Annotated in this window: 22 protein-coding genes; 5 read left to right on the forward strand and 17 right to left on the reverse strand. The window is 68.3% G+C overall.

Features of this window, described 5'->3' with window-relative positions; all coding sequences use genetic code 11:
- The first annotated feature begins 224 nt into the window (after positions 1-224).
- The 4 genes from fmt (at position 225) to EC845_RS13370 (ending at position 3,624) form a co-directional block, all read left to right on the forward strand.
- On the forward strand, positions 225-1,214 hold the full coding sequence (fmt, locus tag EC845_RS13355; protein WP_123298602.1) for a methionyl-tRNA formyltransferase: 990 nt from the start codon (positions 225-227) through the stop codon (positions 1,212-1,214).
- The gene (locus EC845_RS13360) at positions 1,214-1,963 is read left to right on the forward strand and encodes an AzlC family ABC transporter permease (RefSeq protein WP_123298836.1); all 750 of its coding nucleotides are present in this window, start codon (positions 1,214-1,216) and stop codon (positions 1,961-1,963) included. Before fmt ends, EC845_RS13360 begins: the two co-directional genes overlap by 1 nt.
- On the forward strand, positions 1,960-2,292 hold the full coding sequence (locus EC845_RS13365) for an AzlD domain-containing protein (protein WP_123298603.1): 333 nt from the start codon (positions 1,960-1,962) through the stop codon (positions 2,290-2,292). The genes EC845_RS13360 and EC845_RS13365 overlap by 4 nt, the downstream gene beginning before the upstream one ends.
- Before the next feature lie 138 nt (positions 2,293-2,430).
- Positions 2,431-3,624 (forward strand): phosphoglycerate kinase, encoded by a 1,194-nt coding sequence (locus EC845_RS13370; protein ID WP_123298604.1) that lies wholly within the window; start codon positions 2,431-2,433, stop codon positions 3,622-3,624.
- A 121-nt stretch (positions 3,625-3,745) separates the two neighbouring features.
- Here EC845_RS13370 and EC845_RS13375 read toward each other — a convergent pair whose 3' ends face one another.
- The 16 genes from EC845_RS13375 to EC845_RS13450 all read right to left on the reverse strand — a co-directional run bounded on the left by EC845_RS13375 (position 3,746) and on the right by EC845_RS13450 (position 24,499).
- The gene (locus EC845_RS13375; RefSeq protein WP_123298605.1) at positions 3,746-5,800 is read right to left on the reverse strand and encodes a gamma-glutamyltransferase family protein; all 2,055 of its coding nucleotides are present in this window, start codon (positions 5,798-5,800) and stop codon (positions 3,746-3,748) included.
- Between the two features lie 51 nt (positions 5,801-5,851).
- The gene (locus tag EC845_RS13380) at positions 5,852-6,754 is read right to left on the reverse strand and encodes a transporter substrate-binding domain-containing protein (protein ID WP_123298606.1); all 903 of its coding nucleotides are present in this window, start codon (positions 6,752-6,754) and stop codon (positions 5,852-5,854) included.
- 242 nt (positions 6,755-6,996) lie between these two features.
- On the reverse strand, positions 6,997-8,421 hold the full coding sequence (locus tag EC845_RS13385) for a sigma-54 dependent transcriptional regulator (RefSeq protein WP_233598059.1): 1,425 nt from the start codon (positions 8,419-8,421) through the stop codon (positions 6,997-6,999).
- Complete coding sequence (locus EC845_RS13390) at positions 8,418-10,355, reverse strand: ATP-binding protein (protein WP_123298607.1); 1,938 nt, start codon at positions 10,353-10,355, stop codon at positions 8,418-8,420. The genes EC845_RS13385 and EC845_RS13390 overlap by 4 nt, the downstream gene beginning before the upstream one ends.
- A gap of 90 nt (positions 10,356-10,445) precedes the next feature.
- Complete coding sequence (locus EC845_RS13395; RefSeq protein ID WP_123298608.1) at positions 10,446-11,393, reverse strand: transporter substrate-binding domain-containing protein; 948 nt, start codon at positions 11,391-11,393, stop codon at positions 10,446-10,448.
- A 110-nt stretch (positions 11,394-11,503) separates the two neighbouring features.
- Positions 11,504-12,472, reverse strand: a complete 969-nt coding sequence (locus EC845_RS13400; RefSeq protein WP_123298609.1) for a threo-3-hydroxy-L-aspartate ammonia-lyase — start codon at positions 12,470-12,472, stop codon at positions 11,504-11,506.
- 105 nt (positions 12,473-12,577) lie between these two features.
- Positions 12,578-13,549, reverse strand: a complete 972-nt coding sequence (locus EC845_RS13405) for an ornithine cyclodeaminase family protein (RefSeq protein ID WP_123298610.1) — start codon at positions 13,547-13,549, stop codon at positions 12,578-12,580.
- Complete coding sequence (locus tag EC845_RS13410; protein WP_123298611.1) at positions 13,539-14,195, reverse strand: transcriptional regulator; 657 nt, start codon at positions 14,193-14,195, stop codon at positions 13,539-13,541. The genes EC845_RS13405 and EC845_RS13410 overlap by 11 nt, the downstream gene beginning before the upstream one ends.
- 95 nt (positions 14,196-14,290) lie before the next feature.
- A complete protein-coding gene (locus EC845_RS13415; RefSeq protein ID WP_123298612.1) occupies positions 14,291-15,637 on the reverse strand; it encodes an MFS transporter in 1,347 nt (448 codons plus the stop codon).
- A gap of 306 nt (positions 15,638-15,943) precedes the next feature.
- Positions 15,944-16,903 (reverse strand): ketopantoate reductase family protein, encoded by a 960-nt coding sequence (locus tag EC845_RS13420; RefSeq protein WP_123298613.1) that lies wholly within the window; start codon positions 16,901-16,903, stop codon positions 15,944-15,946.
- Positions 16,904-16,997: 94 nt separating this feature from the next.
- The gene (locus EC845_RS13425) at positions 16,998-18,449 is read right to left on the reverse strand and encodes an aldehyde dehydrogenase (protein WP_123298614.1); all 1,452 of its coding nucleotides are present in this window, start codon (positions 18,447-18,449) and stop codon (positions 16,998-17,000) included.
- Between the two features lie 53 nt (positions 18,450-18,502).
- Entirely contained in the window at positions 18,503-20,116 is a 1,614-nt protein-coding gene (gene mdlC / locus EC845_RS13430; protein WP_123298615.1) for a benzoylformate decarboxylase, read from the reverse strand.
- Between the two features lie 213 nt (positions 20,117-20,329).
- Complete coding sequence (locus EC845_RS13435; RefSeq protein ID WP_123298616.1) at positions 20,330-21,325, reverse strand: tripartite tricarboxylate transporter substrate binding protein; 996 nt, start codon at positions 21,323-21,325, stop codon at positions 20,330-20,332.
- A gap of 41 nt (positions 21,326-21,366) precedes the next feature.
- Entirely contained in the window at positions 21,367-21,612 is a 246-nt protein-coding gene (locus EC845_RS13440; protein WP_123298617.1) for a DUF2783 domain-containing protein, read from the reverse strand.
- 65 nt (positions 21,613-21,677) lie between these two features.
- Entirely contained in the window at positions 21,678-23,465 is a 1,788-nt protein-coding gene (locus EC845_RS13445; RefSeq protein WP_123298618.1) for an FAD-dependent oxidoreductase, read from the reverse strand.
- Positions 23,466-23,533: 68 nt separating this feature from the next.
- The gene (locus EC845_RS13450) at positions 23,534-24,499 is read right to left on the reverse strand and encodes an MBL fold metallo-hydrolase (protein WP_123298619.1); all 966 of its coding nucleotides are present in this window, start codon (positions 24,497-24,499) and stop codon (positions 23,534-23,536) included.
- A 135-nt stretch (positions 24,500-24,634) separates the two neighbouring features.
- On the opposite strand from EC845_RS13450, the gene EC845_RS13455 reads away from it, so the two are divergent.
- Positions 24,635-25,513, forward strand: coding sequence for an IclR family transcriptional regulator (locus EC845_RS13455; RefSeq protein WP_123298620.1), 879 nt, complete (start codon positions 24,635-24,637; stop codon positions 25,511-25,513).
- A 39-nt stretch (positions 25,514-25,552) separates the two neighbouring features.
- Here the strand turns inward: EC845_RS13455 and EC845_RS13460 are convergent, their stop codons facing one another.
- Positions 25,553-26,854 (reverse strand): Glu/Leu/Phe/Val dehydrogenase, encoded by a 1,302-nt coding sequence (locus EC845_RS13460; protein WP_123298621.1) that lies wholly within the window; start codon positions 26,852-26,854, stop codon positions 25,553-25,555.
- Between the last annotated feature and the right edge of the window lie 84 nt (positions 26,855-26,938).

Genomic DNA, 26,938 nt, shown 5'->3' on the forward strand with positions numbered 1-26,938 from the left:
TGCGGCCGCTCTCCGGGTTCTCCCCTGTAACCTTTGGGTGCCATGCACAAATGCGGAACAGGCCCCGGTGCAGCCGGGCACCAATAAAAGCCGCGCCATCCGTTCGGGATTGTTACCATCGGAGCCACAATTTCCAAACAAGCCCGCCCCGACACGCTCGCTCTTGCACGCCCGGTCCCTTGCGCCCCCGACCGCCTTCGCTCGCCGCGTGCCGACACCGCCTCATGAACATCATCTTTGCCGGAACCCCCGAATTCGCCGCCGTGGCGCTGGACGCGCTGATCGCCGCCGGCCACGACATCGCCCTGGTGCTGACGCAGCCCGACCGCCCGGCCGGCCGCGGCATGAAGCTGCAGCCCTCGGCGGTCAAGCAGGTGGCGCTGCGCCACGGCATTGCGGTCGCGCAGCCCCACAGCCTGCGGCTCGACGGCAAGTACCCCGACGAGGCCGAAGCGGCCCGGCAGGCCATCGCGGCCACGGGCGCCGATGTCATGGTGGTGGCCGCCTACGGCCTGATCCTGCCGCAATGGACGCTGGACGCGCCGCGCCGGGGCTGCCTCAACATCCACGCCAGCCTGCTGCCGCGCTGGCGCGGCGCGGCCCCCATCCACCGCGCGATCGAAGCCGGCGACACGCAGACCGGCATCACCATCATGCAGATGGACGCGGGCCTGGACACGGGCGACATGCTGCTGGTCGAAGACGAACCGGTCACCGCGCACGACACCACGGCCACGCTGCACGACCGCCTGGCGGCACTGGGCGGGCGCCTGATCGTGCAGGCGCTGGCCCAGGCCGCGCAGGGACCGCTCCACGCCACGCCGCAGCCCGAGGCCGGGGTGACCTATGCCCACAAGATCGACAAGCGCGAGGCCGCCATCGACTGGCATCTGCCGGCCGCGCAGATCGAACGCCGCATTCGCGCATTCGACCCTTTCCCCGGCGCGACGACGCAGAGCGGGGACGAATCCATCAAGGTCTGGCAGGCCGAGACGACCGATGCACAGGCACGGGCTGCCGCGCAGGCCGGCGAAGTGCTGGAGGCCACGCCCGACGGCATCCTGGTGGCCTGCGGCCCCGAGGGGCTGCAGACGCTGCGCCTGCAGGTGCTTCAGCGCGCGGGCGGCAAACGCCTGGCGGCGGGCGACTTCCTGCGGGGCCACGCGCTGCCGGTGGGCGGCGTCCTGGGTTCATCGACTTCTCGGGAGACATGATGTTCTGGCGACGTGAACTGAACCGACATCCGGAATTCAAGGCCGGCATCCGCGACATGCTGCCCGTGGCGCCCGGCCTGGGTGCCTGGGGCCTGATGAGCGGCGTGGCCATGGTGAAGTCGGGCCTGAGCCCGCTCGAAGCCGCCATCATGACGCTGACGGTCTATGCCGGCAGCTCGCAGCTGGCTTCGCTGCCGCTGCTGGCGGCCGGTGCACCGCTGTGGGTGATCATGGCCACCGCCTTCTGCGTGAACCTGCGCTTCGTGGTCTTCAGCGCCCATCTTCGCCTCTACCTGCTCTATCTGCCCAAGGTGCCGCGGCTGATCACGGCCTACCTGACGACCGACATGTCGTACGTGATGTTCATCAAGCGCCATCCGCACCCGAGCGACGACGCCGAGGGACGCCTGGCCCGCAGCGCCTATCTGGCCGGCAATGCCATGGTGGGATGGGTCAACTGGATGGCCTTCAGCCTGATCGGCGTGCTGCTGGCCAATGTGCTGCCCGTGGAATGGGGCCTGGGTTTCGCCGGCATCCTGGCGCTGGTGGGCATTCTCTGTTCGCTGGTGCAGACCCCGCTGCAGCGGGTCTCGGCCCTCATCGCCGGCGCCGCCGCGGTGCTGACGCTCGGCCTGCCGCTCAAGCTCAACATCCTGGTGGCCATCGCGGCGGCCGTGATCGTCTGCCTGTCGCTCGAACGCAGGCCGCTCGACACCACACCGGCCCCGGACGACAGGAGCGCACCATGAACCTCGACGGATGGACGCTGGTCATCATCCTGGGCATGGCGGCCATGACGGTGGTCACCCGGGCCTTCTTTTTCCTGTTCGACCGGCCCTGGCACCTGCCGCAGTGGGCGCATCGCGGCCTGGCCTATGCACCGGCCGCCGCGCTGGCCGCCGTGGTCGCACCCGAAATCCTCACGCTGCACGGCTACCTGGTCAATCCGCTGACCGACGCGCGCATCTACGCGGTCATCGCCGGCGTGGCCAGCTATTTCTGGCGGCGCAGCATGCTGGCGACGATCATCTGCGGCATGGCGGTCTACCTGCCGCTGCATATCGGCCTGGGCTGGTGACGGCCGGGCATGCGGCCGACGCCCGCTGCCGGACGGCGGCGGTTACAAGGCGGTTACCAACTTTCCGCCGCCCCTTAGAATGACGGACAACTGGGGCGCAAGGCCCCGTCCGGTTCCCAACTCCCTCGCTTCCCATCCATGAACGTCATCCGCTTCACCGACCTCGTTGCCCAGGGCAAAGTCCAGGGCCAGCGCGTCTTCATCCGCGCCGACCTCAACGTCCCGCAGGACAGCACGGGCCGCATCACCGAAGACACCCGTGTCCGCGCCTCGCTGCCGGCCATCCAGCTGGCCCTCGATGCGGGCGCCGCCGTGATGGTCACCTCGCATCTGGGCCGTCCCACCGAAGGCGAATTCAAGCCGGCCGATACGCTGAAACCGGTGGCCGATCGCCTGTCCGAACTGCTCGGCCGCGAAGTGCCGCTGGTCTCGAACTGGACCGACGGCGTCGATGTCCAGCCCGGCCAGGTCGTGCTGCTGGAAAACGCCCGCCTGAACAAGGGCGAAAAGAAGAACGACGAGACCCTGGCCCGCAAGCTCGCCGCGCTGACCGACATCTTCGTGCACGACGCCTTCGGCACCGCGCACCGTGCCGAGGCCTCGACCTACGGCATCGCCCAGTACGCGAAGATCGCCTGCGCCGGACCCCTGCTGGCCGCCGAGATCGACGCCCTGACCCAGGCCCTGGCCGCACCCAAGCGCCCGCTGGTGGCCATCGTGGCCGGCTCCAAGGTCAGCACCAAGCTCACCATCCTCGAAGCGCTGGCGGGCAAGGTCGATCAGCTCATCGTGGGCGGCGGCATCGCCAACACCTTCCTGCTGGCCGCTGGCCTGCCCATCGGCAAATCCCTGGCCGAACCCGACCTGATCGGCGCCGCCAAGGCCGTGATCGCCGCACTGGAAAAGCGCGGTGCGGCCGTGCCGATCCCGGTCGACGTGGTGACCGCCAAGACCTTCGCCGCCGATGCGCCTGCCACGGTGAAAGCCGCCAGCGAAGTGGCCGAAGACGACCTCATCCTCGACATCGGCCCCAAGACCGCCGAACTGCTGGCCCAGCAGCTCAAGGCCGCCGGCACCATCGTCTGGAACGGCCCCGTGGGTGTGTTCGAGTTCGATGCCTTCGCCAACGGCACCCGCGTGATCGCCCAGGCGATTGCCGAGAGCCCGGCGTTCTCGATTGCGGGCGGCGGCGACACGCTGGCCGCGATCGCCAAGTACGGCATCGAGGACAAGGTCAGCTACATCTCGACGGGCGGCGGCGCCTTCCTCGAGGTGCTCGAAGGCAAGACCCTGCCGGCTTTCGAGATCCTGGAAAAACGCGCGGCCGGCTGAGGCCTGGAACGGGCCGGCACGCGCCGGTCCGGCTCCCATCCCCAAAGACAATGCCCCGCCATCTTGCGATGGCGGGGCATTGTCGTTTCAGGCCCGGCGGTGAGCCGGGTCTCTCGACGGCTTAGAGTGCGCCGTCGCCCAGCACGATGCCTTCGCGGCGGGGATCGACGCCGCCTTCAAGCTTCGTCGCGCCGTCCTTGGTCACCCGCATGATGGTCGAGATGCCGCTGGACTGAGCACCCGTCGACACGGTGTGGCCCAGGGCCTGCAGGCCCGTCACCAGACCCGACAGGTCGAGTGTGCCGTTGGGGTTGGCCGTCGTCTTGTAGTTGGAACCGTCCACGCTGGTGGTCCGGCTGTTGCTGGCGCCGAAGTCGACCAGCGAGGTGGCCTGCTGCGCATCCAGATTCCAGTCCAGGGCGCCGACCACGGTCTTGACCACGTACTGGATGATGGTGCCGCCGCCGGGCGAGCCGGTGGCCATCAGGATCTCGCCGGGCTCGGTGCCGTTGAAGACCAGCGTGGGCGCCATGGTGCTGCGGGGACGCTTGTTGCCTTCCACACGGTTGGAGACCAGGTTGCCATCGGCGTCCGTCGGGGACGCCGAGAAGTCGGTCAGCTGGTTGGTCAGCAGGAAGCCGTCGACCATGTGGAACGAGCCCATGCTCGCTTCTACGGTAGAGGTCATGGACACCACGTTGCCGTAGGCATCGATGATGGAGAAGTGGGTGGTGCCATGTTCGACGGTGGTGTCGATGCCGCGAGCCGAAGCCACGGTGTCGAACGTGCCGGCGGTGGCAACGCCCATGCTCTTGTCTTTGCTGATCAGATTCGCACGCGACTTCAGGTAGTTCTTGTCGAGCATGCTCGACACGCCCTTGCCCGGCAACGGCACGAAGTCGGTGTCGGCCACGTACTTGTCGCGGTCGGCATAGGCCAGACGCTCGGCTTCGGAGACCAGGTGCACACCCATCACGCTGGGCACGCCGCCTTCGTTCTCGGCCTGCGTCGGGCCGTGATCCTTCAACTCGAAGTTTTCCAGGATGCCGAAGGCCTGGGCAATCGCGATCCCGCCCGAAGACGGCGGCGACATCGAGCAGACGTAGTAGGCGCTGCGGTAGGTCGTGCAGACCGGCTCGCGTTTCTTCGCCTGGTAACCGCTCAGATCGGCCAGCGTCATCAGGCTGGGCGTGATGGGGGTCTTGGCTGCATCGTCGCCCACCGATTGACCGGCCTTGGCGACGATGTTGCGGGCGATTTCACCCGAGTACATCGCTTCGGCGCCCTGGCTGGCAATGGCCCGCAGCGTCTTGGCATAGGGCTTGTTGAACATCGTCGAGCCGACGGCGATGGGCGTGCCGTCCGCATTGAAGTAGGTCGCCACGGCATTGGCATCGAGCGCCAGGTTGGCGGCATTGCTCGAGATCGCACTGGCCAGACGGGCCGGCACGGTGAAGCCGTTGTCGGCGAGGTCGATGCCGTTGTCGAACAGCTTGTCCCAGCCCAGCTTGCCGTGTTCCTTGTGCGCCATGTCGAGCATGCGCAGCACGCCGGGCACGCCGATCGAGCGGCCGCTGCGACGAGCGTTCGGCAAGACCGCGTTGGCGGACGATGTGGCCGCACTCTGGTCGGCACGTGTGAGGTAAAAGTTCGTTGCCGCCGCCGGTGCGGTTTCGCGACCGTCGTAAGCCGTCACTTTTTTGGTGGCGGCGTCGTAGTACATCAGGAATGCGCTGCCGGCGATGGTGCTGGACTGCGGTTCGACCAGGCCCAGCACGGCCTGCACGGCCACGGCCGCATCGATGGCGGTGCCGCCGGCCTTGAGCACTTCGCAACCGGCCTTGCTGGCCAGCGGCGTGTTGGCCACGACCATGTATTTGTCCGAGTACTTGGCCTTGTAGCCCAGGCGATAACCCGACGCTGCCTCCGGTGCGGCCGGATCACCCTTGTCGCCGGAGCCGACGACCAGGGTCGTTCCATCGCTCGAGACGAAGGAACAGCTGTTGGCATTGGTGTCGACGGCCAGGTCGTTCCCGGGCGTGGTGACGGGCGGCGTGGTGGTGCCGCCGTCGGCCGTGGTGTCGTCGTTGCTGGAGCCGTCGCCGAAGCATCCGGCCAGCACCAGTGTCAGCATGATGGGCGTCAACACCCAGAGGCTTTTCTTTTTGATTGTCATATTGATTTTTCGTCAGGATTCATTGCATGAGAACAAAGGCCAGGGCCCGGGTCAGTCGACCTTGTAGGCTTCCTTGGGCTTGTCGTTGGGGTTGGCCCAGGCGGCCTTGGTGGCAGCCGAGGCGGGCATGTTCAGAGCCGTGTTGGTCGGGGGGATGGGTTGCACGAACCACTTGTCGTACAGCTTGGCGACCGTGCCGTCCTTGATCTGGCGGGCGATGCTGTCGTCGACGGCCTTCTTGAACTCGGCATCGTCCTTGCGGATCATGATGGCGATGGGTTCGACCGACAGGGGCTCGCCCACGATCTTGAAGTCCTGGGGCGACTTGGCCTTGGCGATGTTGCCGGCCAGGATCTGGCCGTCCATCACGAACGCGTCGGCACGGCCCGATTCCAGCAGCAGGAAGCTGTCGGAGTGGTCCTTGCCGCTGACTTCGCGGAAGTTGATGTTCTGGGCGCGCTTGTTCTGACGCAGCAGTTGCACGGAGGTGGTGCCGGTGGTGGTCACGACGGTCTTGTCGTTGAGGTCGGCCACCGACTTGATCGGCGAGTCGGCCTTGACGGCGATGCGCACTTCCTCGACGTACAGCGTGGTGGCGAAAGCCACTTCCTTCTGGCGGTTCTCGTCGTTGGTGGTCGAGCCGCACTCGATGTCGACCGTGCCGTTCTTGACCAGCGGAATGCGGTTGCCCGAGGTCACGGGCTGGTACTTGGTCTCGAGCTGCGACAGGCCCAGCTTCTTCTGCACGTCGCGGATGACGTTGGTGCAGACATCGTAGTGAAAGCCGGTGTACACGCCGTTGCCCAGCGTGTAGGCCAGCGCGCCCGAAGACTCGCGCACGCCTTGCGTGATGCTGCCCGAAGACTTGATCTTGGCCAGTGTGTCGCTGCTTTGCGCGTGGACGGCACCTGTGGCCAACAAGACGGCGGCGATTGCCAGGACATGTTTTTTCATGATGAACCTTTGTGTCTATCGAGGGTTGCGGGAGGGGGCGCGCCGCACTCGACGAGATACGGCTGCTCTCTTGACAATTGCAGCTTCCATGCCACTTGCACGAATCTTTACAGACCGCGCAAGTCACTGATTCGAAAAGGAATTTGTCGGACCGCTCCGACAAGGAAGACGGTAGACCGACGATCCGGCGGCTGGGGCGACGGAAATCCGTCCATCCGCCCCTGGCGTCCGGCCCCCATCCGTCAGTTGCCGTGCAGGCCGTGCTTGCGGATCTTGTCGTTGAGCGTGGTCTTCGCCACATGCAGGGCCCGCGCGGTGGCGGCGATGTTGCCGCCATGGCGGCGCAGGGCATCGCCGATCAGGCTGCGCTCGAAGTGGTCGACGGCATCGCCCAGCGAAAGCATGGCCGCGCCGCCCTCCCCGTCTTCGCAGCCCTCGGGCCGGGCGCCGGGCAGGTTCTGCGACAGGCCCAGCACCAGGCAGTCGGCGACGTTGCGCAGCTCGCGCACATTGCCGGGCCAGTCGTAGACCATGAGCTGGCGCAACTGCTCGGGCGCCAGCTCGGGCACCGGCCGTTTGTAGCGGCCGGCGGCCAGCAGCATGAAGTGTTCGAGCAGCAGCGGAATGTCCTCGCGCCGCTCGCGCAGCGGCGGCAGCTTGATCGTCACCACGTTGAGGCGGTAATACAGGTCGGAGCGAAACGGCAGGCGTGCATCCGGCCCCTGGCGCGAAAGCTCTTCCTTGGTCGCGGCCACCACACGCACGTCGACATCGACCGAGCGGTTGGCGCCGATGCGCTCGATGGTGCGCTCCTGCAGCACCCGCAGCAGCTTGATCTGCATGGCCATGGGCATGGTCTCGACCTCGTCGAGGAACAGCGTGCCGCCATGGGCGTGCTCGATCTTGCCGATGCGGCGCTTCTGTGCGCCGGTGAACGCGCCGGGCTCATGGCCGAAGAGTTCGCTGTCGAGCAGGTTGTCGGGCATGCCGCCGCAATTGAGGGCCACCAGCGGCCCCGTCCGGCGCGAGGACAGTTCGTGCAGGGCCTTGGCCACCAGTTCCTTGCCGGTGCCCGTTTCGCCGTGAACCAGCACATCGACGGGCGACTCGCAGACCTGCGCGATGAGCTGGCGCACGCGCTCCATCTGCGGCGAGCGGCCGATGAGCCGCGAGGCGATGCCTTCGCGCTGGCCCAGGGTGCGGCGCAGCGTCACCACCTCCAGCGTCAGCGCGCGCTTTTCGAGGGCGCGGCGCACGACCTCGACCAGGCGCTCGGACGAGAACGGCTTGGGGATGAAGTCGTAGGCCCCGGCGCGCATGGCCTCGACGGCCAGGCCCACGTCGCCGTGACCGGTGATCATGATGACGGGAATGCTGGCGTCGATCCGGTGGCAGTGGGCGACCAGCGACAGGCCATCGGCACCGGGCAGCCGCATGTCGGTGACGATGACCCCGGCAAAGCCTGGAGCCACCAGCCGCACGGCGGCCTCGGCGCTGTCGACGGCACGCACCGACATGCCGGCGAGCTGCAACGCCTGCTGGCAGCCGAGCTGGACCAGCGGATCGTCCTCGACCAGCAGGACCTGCAGGCCCTCGCAGCCGTTGATCGGGGCGTCTCGCTCGGTGTCGTCGGACTGCGGGACAAAAAGCGGATGAGGCATGTTCATGAAACACTCCGCGCCGGCGCGAAGGCCGGCAGATCGATGACAAAACAGGCGCCACCGCCAGGCCGGTCGAAGGCGTGGATCTCGCCGCCGAAGGCATGCACGATGTCGCGCGAAATGGTGAGCCCCAGCCCCAATCCGGCGCCGCTGGGCTTGGTGGTGTGGAAAGGCTCGAAGACCCGTCCCGGGTCGGGCCCCAGGCCGGGTCCGGTGTCGCAGACGGCAATCCAGGCCCGGCCTTCGGGGTCCGCCGCCGGCAGGTCCGGCCCCGGCCCCCGGTCAAGGCCGTGGCCCAGGCCTGCACTGAGTTCGAGCCGCCGCACCGGGCTGCCCGCCATGGCGTCGATGGCATTGCCGATGAGGTTGGTCAGCACCTGCTCGAGGCGGTTGGGATCGCACCAGAGCGTGCAGGCACCCGGCGCGACGCTGTTGTGGATCTCGATGGCCTCTTGCCGCAGCCGCGTGCCGTAGAGGAAAACGCTGTTGGACAACGCCATGGCCGCATCGACCGGCGAGCACTGGGGCTGGGACTTGCGCGCAAAGCTCTTGAGCGGCGTGATGATGCTGCCCATCTTCTGGGCCAGGCGCGCCAGGATGCCCAGGTTGCTTTCGAGCGTCAGGTGGTCGCCGCGGCGCAGGAACTCGACCGAATTGTTCGACAGCGTCTCCATGGCCACCAGGGGCTGCGTGAGCTCGTGGGTGATGCTGGTGGCCAGTTGCCCAAGCAGCGCCATCTTGGCCGCATGCACCAGTTCGCTCTGGGCGGCGCGCAGGTCGCGTTCGGCCAGCTCGCGTTCGCCGATCTCGTGCGTGAGCTGCAGGTTGGCCCGCGTGAGATCCTGGGTCCGCGACTGCACCTTGCGTTCGAGCTCGGCATTGACCTGTTCGAGCAGATTCTGCGACTCGCGGCGCTGGCGCTGGATGCGGCGGCGCTGCGCCAGATAGAGCAGGCCCAGCACGAGCAGCGCGCAGGCCAGCGTCGACACCGCGGCGCTCTGCAACGCCACCGCACGCACGCCGTCGAGGCTCGAAAAGGTGATGAGCCGCCAGTCCATGCCGTTGAGCGTGCGGCCCAGCACCAGCATGCCGCCGTTGCTGTCGAGGCCCGCCTGCTGCGCCATCGGCAACTGGCCCTCGATGACCTGGCTGTCCTGATCGACCGAGAGGTTGACTTCGAGCGGGAACGGCTTGATGCGATGCTCGTCGTAGAGCCGGGTGAGCTGCAGGTCGACCCGGCGTTCGAGCGTCAGGGGCACCAGCGCGCTGTAGCGCCAGTCGGGGTTGGACGACAGCATGACGACCTGGTTGAGATCGGCCAGCAGCGCCGGCACGCCCAGCAGCGCCCAGGCCTCGTTGATGGGCGAGAGATCGATCTTGACGGTGGCCACGCCCACCACCTCGGCCCCGTCGTGAATGGGAAAAGCCACGAAGTAGCCCGGTTCGCCGCCATCGATGCCGAGTGCAAAGTGACGGCCGACACGGCCGGCCAGGGCTTCGAGAAAGTAGGGCCGAAACGAGATGTCGGCCCCGCGCCGGCTGTCGTCGGCCTGCCGGCTGTTGCTCGAGGCCAGCACCACGCCTTTCGGGTTGGCCACAAAGACGGCCATGCTGCCCAGATGGGCGTTGAGGCGTTCGAGGAAGTGGCTGGCCGTGCGCGCGGCCGCACCCGGATCGTGGGGTACACGCAGCAGGGCCAGCACGGTGGGGTTGAGCTGCACGGTGGGCGGAATGCTCTCCAGGCGCCGGATCACGCCCTCGACCGCCATCGCGAACAGGTCCAGCCTGTGGTTCGAAGCCTCGCGCAGCTCGACCAGCGCCCGCTGCTCGGCCATCGAGAAACTCAGCCACGCGCTGCCCGCCAGCGCAGCCGCAGCCAGGCCGGCCACCACGGCGCGGCGCAACAAGGGAGAGACCACGGGAAACATCAGGCGGATCATGGCGATTGCCGCTCCGCCATGCGGTGCTTATATCGGCTCAAGCTTTGTATATAAATGAACCAATATATATGCAAAAACCATGCCGGACTGTCAATCCAGCGACTTCGACTGCGGGGATCGGTAGAGCTCGCGCAGGGCCGGCGTGGGCGGCCAATCGAGGTTGAGATTGCTGGGCGGAATGGGCCGCTGGAACCAGCGTTCGTACAGTGCCATGATCTCGCCGGACTTCATGTAGCGCACCAAGGCGCGGTCGACGATCTCGCGCAGCGCATGGTCCTCGCGCCGCATCATGCAGGCATAGACCTCGGACGACATGGGCTGCCCCACCAGGATCCAGTCGTCGGGGCGGCGGGCCTTGGCGCGTTCGCCGTAGAGCAGCGCGTCGTCCATCATGAACGCATCGGCCTCGCCGCGCTCGAGCAGTTCGAACGAGACGCCGTGGTCGCGCACCGCCTGGATCTGCATGCGCACGCCCTGCGCCTCGGCATAGGTGCGCAGCAGGCGCTCCGAGGTGGTGCCGGCCGTGACGACCACCCGTTTGCCGGCAAGGTCTGCGAAATCGCGGATGTCGGAGTTCTTGTGCACCATCAGGCGTGTGCTGATGACAAAGATCGAGACCGAGAAGGCGGCCTGCTTGGCCCGTTCGCGATTGTGCGTGGTCGAACCGCATTCGATGTCGACGCTGCCGTTCTGCAGCATGGGGATGCGGTTCTGCGAGGTCACGGGGACCTGCCGGATGGTCAGCGACGGCAGCTTGAGCTCGCGGCGCAATTCCTCGACGGCCTTGAGCGCGAGCTCATAGGAATAGCCCACCACGCGGTGGTGACTGTCGTAGTAGGAAAAAGGCACCGACGACTCGCGGTACGCGATGTTGACGACGCCGGTCTGCGCAATGCGCTGCAGGGTATCGGGCGCCTGGGCCTGGGCCGGCGGCCCGAGCAGCGCGCAGGCCAGCAGTGCACCGGCATGCGGAAAAAGTGATCGAAAGCGGTGCGGAAACGCGGCGCGCAGGCAATGCGCGAGGACGGGCAAGGGCATGGTGGGGGATGTTGTCTCGGGTCATCTGGAAGAGAGCTGGCCTTACCTGCAGCAACCATGCCAGCCCTCGCCGCCTCCTGCGCCGGGAGGCGGGGGGTACACGGGAGGCCTCAGCCGCCCAGGAGCTCGCAGAAGCGCGGCAGATCCACGTTGCCGCCGCTCACCACGATGCCCACGCGCAGACCGCGCAGGGACTCGCGCTGCGCACGGGCCGCAGCGTAACCCAGGCAGCCGGTGGGCTCGACCACCAGCTTCATGCGCGAGGCCATGAAACCCATGCACTCGACGAGCTCGGCGTCGCTGGCGGTGAGGATGTCGTCGACATCGCGCCGGATGATGGCAAAGGTGTGCTGGCCGAGGTACTGGGTCTGCGCCCCGTCGGCAATGGTCTTGGGTGTGTCGATGCGCACGATCTCGCCACGGCGCAGGGATTGCTGGCCGTCGTTGCCGGCCTCGGGCTCGACACCGTAGACCTTGCAGTCGGGCGCCAGCGCCCGCGCCGCCAGCGCCGACCCCGAGAGCAGTCCGCCGCCGCCCAGCGGGACAAACAGCGCATCGAGCGGGCCGGTTTCCTCCAGCAGTTCCTTGACGGCCGTCCCCTGCCCGGCGATCACGTCGGGGTGGTCGTAAGGCGGGATCAGCGTCAGGCCGTGGCGCTGCGCGAGATCGCGCCCGATCTGCTCGCGGTCCTCGGTGTAGCGGTCGTAAAACACGACCTGACCCCCATAACCCTGGGTCGCGGCGACCTTGGCGGCCGGCGCATCCTTGGGCATGACGATGGTGGCGGGAATGCCCAGCAGCCGCGCCGACAGGGCCACGGCCTGCGCATGGTTGCCGGAAGAAAACGCCACCACGCCGGCCGCGCGCTGCTCGGGCGTGAACCGCGAGAGCGCATTGAAAGCGCCGCGGAACTTGAAGGCCCCCATGCGCTGCAGGTTCTCGCACTTGAAGAAGACCTGCGCGCCCAGGTCCTCGTCGACCGTGCGCGATGTGATGACGGGGGTGCGATGGGCATGACCGGCCAGGCGTTGCGCGGCGGCGGTGACATCGGCATAGGTGGGGAGTTCGGTAGCGGTCATGGGTGTCTGCAAGGTTCGGAAGACAAGTTCGGAAGGAACAGGAACGGGAGGAAAACGAAGGGGTCGAGCGGCCTGCGGAATCGGTGCATTCTGCACGGACGGCTGCTACCAGGGCCAGGGCAGCGCCGTGCCCAGGCCGCGTTCGCGGGCCTGGTCCAGCAGCGCCCGTGCCACGGTGAGGTCCTGCAGCGCCAGGCCGGTGAGGTCGAAGGCGGTGATGTCGGTGTCCGACCGCGAGAACGCCGACTGGCCGGCCAGCAAGCGGCCGATTTCCACACTGGGCGTTTCGGGTGCCCACTGCCGTTCGCCGATGCTGCGCGACTGCGCGCTGTCGTCGACCACCCAGCGCGCGCGTTCGGGCAGGCCGGCCGGCAGTTCGCGTTTGCCGCGTGTGTCGGTTCCCACGCAATTGATGTGGGTTCCGGGGCTCACGGCCGCGGCATCGAACAGCGGTCCTCCGCCCGGCGTCGCCGTGATGATCACATCGCTTTCGGCGACGGCCCTGTCGGCATTCGTCGCATGTCTTATTTCACACGAAGCCTCGAAACTGGATTCGAAAGACCGATCGGCTTTTCCGCTTCGGCTCACATACCGGACCACGTCGAGCGACGGCAGTGCACGCAGCGCCTCGGCGAGTTGGGCCCTCGCCTGCACGCCCGTACCGAACACGCAGACGGTGCGGCTGCCGGTGCGGGCCAGCGCCGCCAGGCCGATGCCGCCGGCCGCGGCGGTGCGCGCCGTGGTGATGGCGTTGCCGTCGATCAGGCCTTCGGGGCGTCCGGTGGCCGGGTCGATCAGCAGGATGGTCGCCTGGTGGGGTTCGCCCCCCCGGGCCCGATTGGCAGGCCAGAAACCGGCAGCCTTGAAACCCAGCAGGCTCTCGGCCGGCACGTCGCCGGACTTGATGCCGAAGATGCCGCCGCCCGGCAGCGCTTCGCGCACCACCGGAAACAACCGGCCCTGGCCTGCGCTGTGCAGCAGAAAGGCTGCGCGTACCGCATCGCGTACGGCGGCCGGATCGAGCAACTGCGCGACCGCGGTGGCGTCGAGCACCAGCAAACGGGCATCACTTGGCATAGAGGTACACCGCCGCCCGCGAAACGCCCAGATGGGCCGCAACCGTTTCCATGGCACGCCGCACGTCGAGCAGGCCGGTGGTCTTGAGCTCGGCCATCAGCGCACGGCGCTCGCCGGCCTTGAGCGCACGCGGGGTGGAGGCGCGACTGGCCGCGAACCGGTCGATCCGGGCACGGATGGCGTCGGCGCCGGACGAGTCGAGCGACTCGCGCGGCACCACCCCGTCCTGGACCGCCATGAACTGCGACATGGCGCTGTGCAGTCCGTTGAAAAGCGTGAGATCGACATTCAGGCACAAAGCCGCGATGTAGCGCCCGCTGCTGTCCTGGATGCCGATGGATGTGCTCTTGGCCGGCCGGCCATCGGCAAAACGATTCGGGTAGTTGGCGACCACCGGGGCAAAGTCCGGATCGGCCAGGCGCGCCAGTCCCAGCTCGGTGGCCGCATCCCCGGCCGCACGGCCCGACAGATTGTTGTGGATCTCGAGCACCGCATGGTCGGGGTCGAGCAGATCGTGGACCACGATCTCGCAGAAGGGCGCAAGCGTCTGGCCCAGGCCCTGGGCGATGTGCCTGACCTGCGTCAGCAGGAGCTGTTGCTCGGCACTGCGGGCGGGCTTCGGCGATGAGCGGCGGGTTCTTGTCATTTGGATATTTTTTCCAAACATGAACCAATTGTCAAGACAACCCGCGCCCTGCCCCTCCCTGCACCGCAAGCCGCCCGTCAAGCGGCAAAGACCGTTCAGCGTTTCCAGCCCGACGGAATATGGTTGCGCACCAGCGCCAGGGCCACGAGCACCACGACCATGGCGCCGCCCAGCAGCGTGAAGTACGAGGATGCACCGTCGAGATCGATCACCAGCGCGCCGGCGAAGGCACTCAGGATCGCGCCCAGCCGGCCAAAGGCCAGCGCCGAAGCGGTTCCGGTGGCCCGCACGTTGGTGGGATAGATGTACGCACAGACCGCATAGACGGTCGATTGCACGGCGTTGACGAACAACCCGTGCAGGCCGATGCCATAGATCAGCAGCGCCGTGTCGTTCTGCAGATCCACGCCCTTGAGCCAGAACGCACTGGCCGCACCGCCTGCGCAGCAGATCACCAGGGGCCAGCGCGAACCGAACTTGCTGATCGCCACGGCGCAGCCCAGCGCACCGATCACGCCACCCAGGTTGTAGGCGGTCAGGCCCGAAGCGGCCGTGGCCACGCTCAGGCCCTGCGAAGACAGCAGCGTCGGCAGCCAGCTGAACGCGCTGTAGACCGCCAGCAGGCACATGAAGAAGGCACCCCACAGGGCCACGGTGTCGCGTCCGAAGCCGGCGCTGAACAGCGCCTTGATGCCGGCCTGCTTTTCATGGGCCTGCTCGGCCGGGTCGCGGAACTGCGCATCGAGGGCCACGGGGCGCGACATGCGGCCCAGCAGCCGGCTGAGTTCAGCCCAGCGCTCGGGCCGCCGCGACAGGTAGCGCGGCGACTCGGGCAGGGCCCAGATCAGCAGCAGCCCAAAGGCGACCGGCAGGGCTCCGGCCGCAAAGAACAGCCAGCGCCAGCCGTAGGCGGGCAGCACGTGGCTGGCAAAAAAACCCGCCAGCATGCCGCCCAGCGGCACACAGACGATCGTGGCGGTGATCGCCATGGTGCGATGGCGTGCCGGCGTGAACTCGGCCGTCAGCGTGGTCGAGCTCGGCAGCGCACCGCCCACACCGAGCCCGGCGATGAAGCGCAGCGCGGCGATCTGGAACGTGCTTTCGGCCAGGCCGATGAGGCAGGTGCCGACACCGAAGACCAGCACGCTGCAGATGATGGCCCAGCGGCGTCCGAAGCGATCGGCCAGCACGCCCGCAAAGGCACTGCCCAGGCCCATGCCGATGAGGCCGGCCGCCACCGCTGGCGCGAACTCGCTGCGCGAGACGCCCCACTCCTTCATGATGACGGGAATGGCGAAACCGATCATCTGGCCGTCGAATCCATCGAGCACGATGGACAGAGCCGCCAGGATCACGATGATTTTCTGGAACGTGGAAAAGACGCCCTCGTCGAGCGTGCGACCGATGTCGATCTGGGGTCGGGTGGAGAGGGCGGCGCTCATGCAGCCTCCCCGGGATGCGCCGGCACGGCCGCGGCAGGGGCTGCGATGGCGGCATGCGAGATGCCGTCGGCACGGGGCCTGAAGGCCGGCGCGGGCCTTTGTACCGGCCTGCCGGTTGCTCCGCTGATCGCGATTCGTCTGGGGGACTCGATGTTGTTATGCATGGTTTTCGTCTCCGTGGCCGGCACCCGCGCAGAACACGCGAAGGCACGCCGGCCAAAAAATGCGGCAAAGCCGCGGAACGCCGTCGGACCCGGACCGCTCACCCGCACGGGGCGCGCTGCACAGGCCCGAAGCGCATCGGGGTCAACCCGGCGCCGGCAGGGCGGCCCGTGCCTGCATCAGCCGCACCAGGCGCATGAGGGTCCGTGTCGCAGGCACCGCCACGCCGAGGGCCTCGGCGCGGGCGACGACTGCGCCGTTGATGCTGTCGATCTCGGTCGGGCGGCCGGCCTGCATGTCCTGGGCCATCGAGGGATGGTGTCCCGCATGCGCGGCGATGGCGTGCAGCACCTTGTCGCAGACGGGTCCCGGCGCGACATCGAAACCGCTGGCACGGGCCACTGCGACCACCTCCTGCACGATCTCCAATGCCAGCTCGGGCCCGTCCTCCGCCAAGGCGAGCTGGTCGACGGTGCAGCCCGTGACCGTGCACAGCGTGTTGAGGGCCGCGTTGAAGGCGACCTTCTCCCAGACGGCATGCCAGACCCGTTCGTCGATCTCGCAGTTCAGTCCGGCCGATTGCAGTGCGGATGCGGCCTGCTCGAGCGCTGCGCTGCGCCGGCCATCGGCCTGCATCAGACGGATGCTCCCTGCGCCGTGCGAAGCCACGTGGCCCGGACCGATCAGATCGGCGGGCCAGGTCGTGACGCCGACGAGGATGCGGGCCGGGTCCACCACCGCCGCCAGCTTCTCGACATTGCCCAGCCCGTTCTGCAGGCTGAGCACCTGGGTCTGCGGCCCGATGGCGCCGGCCACGCCGCGCAGCGCGGCTTCGGTATGCAGCGTCTTGGTGAAGACGATGAGCAGCTCGGGTGCCCGTCCGCCCGGTGCCTGCACGCGGCCGACCCAGTCCTTGGGCTCGAACACGGCAAGGCCCGGCACCTGCGCCGAACCGGCATCGCTGTCGAGGCGCAGGCCATGGGCGGCGATGGCGTCGAGATGGGCCCTGGCGATGTCGACCAGCGTCACGGCATGGCCGGCCTGCGCCAGGCGGGCGCCGAACAGCGAGCCCATGGCCCCGGCGCCCAGTAAAACGATGTTCATGGAAAGATGTCCTGCGGAAAACGGGCACGGCGCTGCCCGGCGGCCCTGTGCAGGGCCACCGGAAACCCACCGGCCGCTGGCGGCCGAGCCGGGATCAGAAAGGGTAGTGGCGGGGGGTGGTCTGCAGCGTGATCCAGCGCAGATCGGTGAACTCGTGCACACCCGCCTGGCCGCCGAAGCGTCCCAGCCCGCTGGCCTTGACGCCGCCGAACGGCATCTGCGCCTCGTCGTGCACGGTCGGTCCGTTGACGTGGCAGATGCCCGACTGGATGCGCTGGGCCACTTGCCAGGCCCGCGCGGTGTCGCGTCCGAAAACCGCTGCAGACAAGCCGTATTCGTTGTCGTTGGCACAGGCGATCGCCTCTTCCACGCCACCGACACGCACGATGCCCTTGACCGGACCGAAGGACTCTTCCTGGTAGATCAGCATGTCGGGCGTGACGCGGTCGAGCAGCGTGGCCGGCATCAGCGTGGTCTCGGCCTTGCCGCCGCACAGCAGCACCGCGCCCTTGGCCAGGGCATCGTCGATCAGGCGATTGCAGCGTTCGACCGCGGACAGGTCGACCACCGAACCCAGCACCACCGGGCCCAGGCGGGGATCGCCCACCGGCAGGTCACGGGCCCGCGCGGCCAGCCGCTCGACGAAGGCATCGGCCACGCTCTCGTCCACGATGATGCGTTCGGTCGACATGCAGATCTGGCCCGAGTTGGCAAAAGAGCCGAAGATGGCCCCGTCGACCGCCGCGCCGATGTCGGCGTCGTCGAGCACCACCAGCGGGGCCTTGCCGCCGAGCTCGAGCACCGCCGGCTTGAGGTGTTCGGCGCACAAGCGCGCGATGATGCGGCCCACATGGGTCGAGCCGGTGAAGTTGACACGCCGCACCGCCGGGTGGGCCACGATCGCCTCGACCACGGCGCCCGCGTCCTGCGGTGCGTTGGTGATGTAGTTGACGACACCGTCGGGCAGTCCGGCTTCCTGCAGCGCCTCGATGATGAGGCGGTGGGTGTTGGGGCACTGCTCGGAGCCCTTGAGCACCACGGTGTTGCCGCAGGCCAGCGGCGCCGCCACGGCACGCACGCCCAGGATGACGGGCGCATTCCAGGGCGCGATGCCCAGCACCACGCCGGCCGGCTGGCGCACCGCCAGCGCCAGGCTGCCGGGCACGTCCGAGGGGATCACGTCGCCGGTGATCTGCGTCGTCAGCGCCGCGGCCTCGCGCAGGCCGTCGGCCGCCAGGTGAACGTTGAACCCGGCCCACATGGCCGTGGCACCCGTTTCGCCGGCCATGGCGGCGACGAATGCCGGCAGCTTGGCTTCGAGCGCATCGGCGGCCTTGAGCAGCAGCGCGCGGCGCTTGCCCGGACCGGTGGCCGACCAGGCCGGGAAAGCCGCGCTGGCGGCCTCGACGGCGGCCACGGCATCGGCCGGCGTGGCGGCGGGTGCACGCGTGGCGACCTCGCCGTCGAGCGGATTCTTGCGCTCGAACCAGGCGTCGCCCTGCGCGTTGCGGTTCTGGCCCTGGATGAGCAATTGGATGGTCTGCATTCGATGTGTCTCCTGTGTCTTGTCTGTCGAAAGAATAAGCCCGGCTGCGCGCCTCAGTCCACCATGAGCTCGATCAGCACCGGTCCCTCGGATTCGAGCGCACGGCGCAACGCGGCCGCCAGTTCGTCGGCTTCTGCCACACGCACGCCCGCGCAGCCCATGCCCTGTGCCAGCGCCACGAAGTCGAGATCGGGCAGATCGGTGCCGGCGGGCTTCTCGCCCGGTGCGAAACCGAAGACCGGCGCGAAATCCTGCAGCGCCGCGTAGCGCCGGTTGTTGAGGATAACGAAAGTGATGGGCAGTTGCAGGTGGTGCGCGGTCCAGATGGCCTGCGGCGAATACATGGCCGAGCCGTCGCCCACCAGCGAAATCACGCGGCGCCCCGGCCGCGCCAATGCCACGCCCACCGCCGCCGGCATGCCGTGGCCCAGGCCGCCGCTGGCCATGGTGTAGAAACTCTCGCTGGTCTCGAAACGCAGGTACTGCTGCATGATGCCGCGGGCGCCGGGTGCCTCTTCCACCACGATGGTGTCGGCGGCCCGCACGGCGTCGAGCGTCTGCAGGGCAAACGCCGTGCTCATGGGCACCCCGGCCTGCGCCGGCGCAACCGCGGCGCGCGGCGCGGGATGTTCACGCGCGCACTGCGGCGCATAGGCCAGCAGCGCCTGCGCGGCCAGATCGACGCTGGCGACCACGGCCGTACCGACGGGGGCCCAAGCCGCCTGCTGCGGGTCGTCGACGATCTGGGCCAGGCGGGTGCCGGGCGGCACGTGCGGGCCCTCGCCTTCGACGTGATAAGAGAAGGCCGGAGCGCCCAGCACCAGCACGAAGTCGTGGCCCGTCAGCCGCGCCACGATCTTGTCGCGCATCGCCGGCAGGAAACCGCCGAACAGCGGGTGGCCTTCGGGAAAACCGTTGCGCGGGCACATGGGGGCCGTCCAGACACGGGCGCGATGCTGCTCGGCCAGGGCGATCACGGCGTCCCACGCGCCGTCGCGCTCCACGCCCCCGCCCACGACGAACGCCGGACTGCGGCTGGCCGCGAGTTCGCGGCCGACGGCCTCGAGCAGGCGGGGCTCGGGCGCCAGCCGGGTGCTGACTTCGCGCGGTTCGACCCAGTCGGTCTCGCGGTCCCAGTCGTCGGCCGGGATCGAGACCAGCACCGGGCCGCACGGCGGCGTCATGGCCACGTGATACGCGCGGGCCATGGCCAGCGGCACATCTTCGGCCCGGGCGGGCTCGCAGCTCCACTTCACATAGGGCTTGGCCAGTTCGGTGGCCTGGGCCGAATACAGGAAAGGATCGAAGGGCAGGATGGACCGGGCCTGCTGGCCGGCCGTGAGGATCAGCGGCGTCTGGTTCTTGAAGGCCGTGAAGATCGTGCCCATCGCATTGCCCACGCCGGCCGCCGAGTGCAGGTTGACCACCGCCGCATTGCGCGTGGCCTGGGCATAGCCGTCGGCCATGCCCACCACGACCGACTCCTGCAGGCCCAGGATGTAGCGGAAGTCTTCGGGGAAATCACGGAACATCGGCAGCTCGGTCGAACCGGGATTGCCGAACAGCGTGGTCATGCCATGGTGACGCAGCAATTGCAGAACCGCCTCGCGGACGGTGGGACGCTGGCCGACAGACGGTGCGGCTGCAGGGGGGATGGTGTGTGTCATGTGAAATCGGCTCGGAGGGTCGTCGGCAGCCGCCGGCGACGGGGGCACACGCGGCCCGGTGCCGTGCCATGCGCAGCACCGGGCGTCTCGTGTGTTGTCTCAGGACCGAGTATTCACCGCGCCCATCCATACGCCAATGCAATCGAGGCGATATGCATTATTAGATTGGCGCATGTTTCCCCGCCCGCAAGCCGGTGCGCCCCGGTCGCTCGGTCAGTCGATGCGGATGTTGTTGTCGCGAATCAGTTTGCCCCAGCGCTCGCGTTCGGCCTTGACGTAACGCGCCATGTCGTCCGGCGTGCCCGACAGGCCGTCGACGCCCAGGGCCTCGAAGCGCGCCTTGACGGCATCGGACTGCAGGGCCTCGGTGAGACCCTGGCTGAGGCGTGCCAGGGTCTGCGGCGGCGTGGCGGCCGGCACGGCCAGACCTTGCCAGGCATAGGCCTCGTAGCCGGTGACCCCCTGCTCGATCAGCGTCGGCACATCGGGCAACGAGGGCACCCGCTGGGCGCTGGCCACCCCCAGCGCATGCAGCTTGCCGCTCTTGACGAAGGGGTTGCCGCTGGCCGTGTCGACCAGCATGAACGCCACGTTGCCGCCCAGGATGTCCTGCAGCGCGGGTGCGGCGCCCTTGTAGGGCACATGCGTGAGCGTCAATCCGGTGCGTTCGCGCAGCAGCTCGGTGGCCAGGTGATGGGGGCTGCCGGTGCCGGCCGAGGCGTAGTGCACACCGCCCGGCTGCGCTTTCGCCCAGGTGACGAATTCGGCCCAGGTGCGCGCCGGCACCTTGGGGCCGACCACCAGAACCAGGGGGAACCGCGCCAGCATGCCGACGGGCGCAAAGTCCTTTTCGGCGTCGTAGGGCAGGCGCGAGAACAGGAAGGGGTTGGCCGCCAGCGTGGCGAAGTCCGCCGTCAGCATGACATGGCCGTCGGCCCGTGCGCGGGCGGCGTACTCGGCGGCGATGTTGGTGGCCGCGCCCGGCTTGTTGTTGATGACGATGGGCTGGCCGAGGATCTTGGACAGCGTCTCGGCCGTGGCGCGGGCCACGGCATCCGAGCCGCCGCCGGCGGCGTAACCCACCACCCATTCGATGGGCCGGGTATCGGTCTGTGCGTGGGCCGGCTGCACAGCCAGGCCGCCCGCAGCCAGGGCGGCAATGCAGAACCCCCGTGTCAGGGCGAGGCGTCGGGAAATGGAATCGAACATGTCTTGTCTCCGTTGTCGTCGTTGTGAAAATCGTGTCGTGTTCAATCGCGGCCGGCGCGGGCTTCTTCGGCCTCGGCCGACGCGTCCTGCGCATGGGCCGCCAGCAAGGCCTGCTGCAGCACCGGCAGTGCCCCGATATGGTTGGCCAGCAGCAGCACCAGCCGCGCGTTGTAGGCATGGCTCTGGACTTCGGTGAGGGCCTGATGCGCCTGGATCAGGCTCTCGTAGAAGGCATCGGGTGCATCGAGGTGGGGTTCGGTGATGAGATCGGCGCAGTCGTGGGTCATGGAGGTTCCGGATCGGCAGGTCGGGAAAGGCGCAGGGCGGCAAACTGGAAAAGGCCCGCGCGCACCTAGGCGGCTGCGGCCACACCGGGCCGGGCGGCGACCGGGGCGGCGGTGTCGCCGTCCGCATCGGGCGCGACGCCGGCGGCATGCAGGCCGTGGGGCACGCGTGCCAGGGCACGGGCCTGTGCGGCGAGCACATCGGCCGCGGTGGCGGCACGCCAGCGGGCGCACACATGCTGGTCGGGCCGCAGCAGGTAGACGGTGCCGGGCCGCGCGTCGTAACGCCGCCAGGCCAGCGCGTGGGCCGCCTGGGCATCGATGCGCACCACCGCGAGACCGCCTGCGGCCTGCAGCAGGCCCGCCGCCTGCAGGACCTGCTCGACGGCCCGGTGGCCCACCGGGTCGGCCTGCGCATCGCCCGCAAAGACCAGCGCCGTGAATCCGGTGCGCGAAAGGCTGCGCAGCAACCAGCCCGGGGCCTGCGCCAATGGGGCATCCAGCGCGGGATCGCCGGGACGCAGCGCCGCACCGGCGAAATCGGGCTGCCCCGCCCGAGGGGCATCTTCGGTCAGCAGCGCGCAGCCCGACAGCGAGGTGGGCCGCGACAGCCGCCCGCTGTTGACCAGCTCGCGCGCAAAACCGTGGTCGCGTGCCAGATGCAGCACGGCATCGCGGAACAGGCGGCTCACGGCGCTCTTGGGCGTGATGAAATCGGTGGCCCGCGTCGAGTGCAGGATGTTCTCGTCGGCCGCGCGCTCGCGCTCTTCCCCATAGCTGTCGAGCAGCGCATCGGGCGCCTCGCCGCGCAGCACGGCGGCCAGCTTCCAGCCCAGGTTGTCCGCGTCCTGCACGCCCGAGTTCGCACCCCGCGCACCGAAGGGCGACACCCCGTGCGCCGCATCTCCCGCGAACAGCACACGTCCCTGCCGGAAACCCGCCATGCGGCGGCAGCCGAAGGTGTAGACGCTGGCCCAGACCAGTTCAAAACGTGCATCGCGGCCCAGCAACGCCTGAACCCGCGGCAGGATGTGCTCGGGCTGTTTCTCGCGCTCGGGATCGGCATCCCAGCCCAGCTGGAAATCGATGCGCCAGACGTGGTCGGCCTGCTTGTGGAGCAGCACGCTCTGCCCCGGATGGAAAGGCGGGTCGAACCAGAACCAGCGCTCGGCGGGAAAGTCCGCTTCCATGCGCACGTCGGCGATGAGGAAGCGGTCGCGGAACACCTGCCCCTTGCTCTCCAGCCCCATCAGTTCGCGCACGGCCGAGCGCGAGCCGTCGCAGGCCGCCACGTAGCCGGCACGCAGGCGATAGGGCCCATCGGGCGTCTCGATGGAGAGCAGCACGCCGTCCGCATCCTGTTCGATGCCGCACACCCGGTTGCGCCAGCGGATGTCGATCTGCGGCAACTGCCCGGCACGCGCGGCGAGCTGCCCCTCGACGTGGTACTGCTGCAGATTGATGAAGGCCGGACGCTCGTGGCCGGATTCGGGCAGCAGGTCGAACTGGTAGAGCGGCGCGTCGCCCAGAAAGACACGGCCCGTCTGCCACGACACGCCCTTGGCCACCATGGGCTCGGCGCAGCCCAGCCGGTCGAACACCTCCAGCGTGCGCTTGGCAAAACAGATGGCACGCGAGCCCGACGACAGCCGGTTGTCGTCGTCCAGCACCACCACGTGCAGCCCCTGCTGCGCCAGGTCGATGGCCAGCGACAGTCCGACCGGCCCCGCGCCCACCACCACCACGTCGTGGCAGGCGGGCGGCTCGAGGCCGTGATCGGCCGCCGGCTGCGGGTCGAACGTCACGCCCTGGAAGTCGGCCTCCGGGCCCAGCTCGCTCAGGTCACGCACATGCATGGCAAAGTCTCCTGCGGTTGTCTTGTCGTTGTTGGGTGCGCGGTTCGCGTGCGGTCGGCACGGGGCCTTCAGCCCTCGAGCGCCTGCCACATCTGCCGGTCGCGCTCGGCCGTCCAGATGCGCGGGTGCTCGTGTCCCGTCGCCTCGTCATAGGCCCGGGTCACATCGAAGGGCATGCAATGGTCGAAGATCACCCAGTGGCCGTAACGCGGCTTGAGCGCGGCATAGGTCTCCTGGTAGATGGCCTTGAGGTCCAGTCCACGTGCCACGCCGTTGTTGACCAGGGTGTAGACATCGCTGACGAAGGCCCGCGTGCCGGCGATCGCCTGCGACACCGTCTCGGGCGTCTGCAAGGCGTCGCCGCGGCCGGGCACGAGCTTGTGAAATGCGAGGGCCGCCAGACGGTCGAGCGTGGCCGGCCAATCCCGGAAATAGCAGTCGCCGGCATACGCCGTGCTCTCGAACTCGACCAGGTCGCCGGCAAAGCAGACTTTTTCGTCCTCGATGTAGGCGATGGTGTCGCCCTTGGTGTGGCCACGGCCGATCTGCGCGACGGTCACCTCCACACTGCCCAGCCACAGGCTCATGCGGCCCTCGAAAGTCAGCGTGGGCCAGGTCAGGCCATCCGGCACCGACTCGACGGCCCGGAACAGCCGCGGAAAACGCCCGATCTCGCTGGCCTTGTCCTGCTCGCCGCGCTCGACGATCAGGTCGTAGGTGTCGCGGCTGGCAATGATCTGCTGCGCGCCCTCCTGCACATAGGCCGAGGCACCCAGCACCCGCACGGCGTGGTAATGCGACAGCAGCACGTACTTGATGGGCTTGTCGGTCACGCCGCGGATGTGGCGGATCAGATCCTGCGCCATGGCGGGCGTGGCCAGGGTGTCGACCACCATCACGGCATCGTCGCCGATGAACACACCGGTGTTGGGATCGCCTTCGGCGGTGTAGGCCCAGGCATGGGCGCTGAGTTGCTCGAAACGGGTCTTCTTGTCCGCCAGATCGGCATGGGAAGCGAATGTCTTGGTGTTCACGGCGCGGTCCTGTTCGATTCGGAATTTGTTTTGGACTAATCGATTAGTCAATGACGAATGATGCGCATATTAGTATTCGGATTCGCGGCTGTCCACGAGGGACAGCCCGCTTTTCCTTGCAATCGCGGGTAAACCATGAACGACAACGAGGTCCGGTCCACCGGAGCCGACGACGACGCGCCGGCGGCGCGTCAGGCCCGCAAGGGCCGCACGCCAACGGACGAGCGCCGCGGCATCCAGAGCGTGGAGGTCGGCGGACAGCTGCTGCGTGCGCTGGCCGAGCATGGCCGCCCGATGGCGCTCAAGGAACTGGCGCAGGAAGCCCGCATGGCGGCTGCCAAGGCCCATCCCTATCTGGTGAGCTATGGCCGCATGGGGCTGGTGGAGCAGGAGGCGGTCAGCGGTCGCTACCGCTTGGGGCCGCTGGCGCTGCAGATGGGGCTCATCAGCCTGCAGCAGGCCAGCCCCGTGCACGTGGCCACGCCCGCACTGGCGCCCTTGGCGCTGCGGCTCGGGCAGACCACGGCGCTGTCGGTCTGGAGCGGCCGCGGCCCCACCATCGTGCGTGTGGAGGAGTCGCCGGCGGTGCTGTTCGCCAGCATGCGGCACGGCACGGTGTTTTCGCTCACGGCCACGGCGACAGGCCGGCTGTTCGCGGCCTATCTCGAGCGCAAGCGGGTCAAGGAACTGTTCGAGGAAGAACGCGCCGCCGAACGTGGCCGCGCGGCATTGAAGGAGCCGGGGGCACCGGTGCGCGCGCGCGCGCCGTCATGGGCCGGCTTCGAGCGGCAGCTCGACGAAGTCTGTACGCAAGGCATCAGCCGCTCGGCCGAGGGCCTGGTCAGCGGCATCAACGCCATGGCGGTGCCGGTGTTCGATGCCACCGGCGCCATCGTGCTGGGCATCACGGCCGTCGGCCCCATCGGCACCTTCGATGCCGGCTGGGACGGCGGCATCGCGCGTGAACTCAAGCGGCAGGCCGCCGAACTCTCGCGCAAGCTGGGCGCGGCCTGACCGGCCGACGCGCCGGGCCCAGCCGCATGCCGCAGGGGATCAGGGGTAGATGCCCCGTTCCGCGCGGGCCATCAGGATGCGTTCGCACGCCACAGCGAAGGTCGCCGTGCGCAGGCCGATCTTGTGCTGGCTGGCGGTGGTCCAGATGTGCTCGAGCGCATCGCGCATGATCTTGTCGAGCCGCACGTTGATCTCGTCTTCGGTCCAGTAGAAGCTGTTGAAATCCTGCACCCACTCGAAGTAGCTCACCGTCACGCCGCCGGCATTGCAGATCACGTCGGGCACGACCAGGATGTCGCGTTTCTCGAACACGTCGTCGGCCTCGGGCAGCGTCGGGCCGTTGGCGCCTTCGAGCACCAGCTTGGCCTTGATGCGCTTGGCGCGCTCGGCATTGATCTGGCCTTCCAGCGCGGCCGGGATGAGGATGTCGGTCTCGACGTCCCAGAACTTCTCGTTGTCGATCAGTTGGGCGCCCTTCTTCTTGGCGTATGAGGCGATGCCGCCTTCGCGCTTGACGATGGCCAGCGCCTCGACGATGTCGAAGCCCTCGGGCGCCACCACGGTGCCTGTGTGGTCCTGCACGGCCACCACCAGGCTGCCCGCACTCGCGAACAGCTCGGCGGCGGTGCCGCCCACATTGCCCAGGCCCTGAACCGCCACGCGTGCGCCCTTGAGCTCGAGGCCGATGCGCTTGGCCGCTTCGCAGCCGGTCACGTACACGCCGCGGCCCGTGGCCTTGACGCGTCCGAGCGAGCCGCCCAGATGCACGGGCTTGCCGGTGACCACGCCGGTGGAGGTGTGGCCGGTGTTCATCGAATAGGTGTCCATCATCCAGGCCATGATCTGGCCGTTGGTGTTGACGTCGGGCGCGGGAATGTCGCGCTGCGGGCCGATGATGATGCCGATCTCGCTGGTGTAGCGGCGCGTCAGCCGCTCGAGTTCCTTGGTCGACAGTTCGGACGGATCGACCCGGACACCGCCTTTGGCGCCGCCGAACGGCAGGCCCACGGCCGCAGTCTTGATGGTCATCCAGGCCGACAGTGCCATGACTTCGTCGAGGCTGACATCGGGATGGAAACGAATGCCGCCCTTGCCCGGACCGCGCGAGAGGTTGTGCTGGACACGGAACCCCTCGAAATGCCGGATGCTGCCGTCGTCCATCTCGACGGGCACGTCGACGATCAGCGAACGCTTCGGCCGCTTGAGCGAATCCACCCACTTGGCCAGGTGGCCGAGGTAGGGCACGACACGGTCGATCTGTGCGAGGTAGATGGCCCAGGCGCTGTGGGCGTCGGTGCTGGCAAAAGACAGGGGTTTGGAGGCGGGGGTCTTGGCGGGCATGGTGTACCGAAGGAAAACGAAGGACGGGGATCGTCGCTTTCGACGGTCGCCATCATGTGCGCGAAAGCCCCGGATCGGCACGGC

The organism is Comamonas sp. BIGb0124, from assembly GCF_003752175.1.
Lineage (GTDB): Bacteria > Pseudomonadota > Gammaproteobacteria > Burkholderiales > Burkholderiaceae_C > Comamonas_F.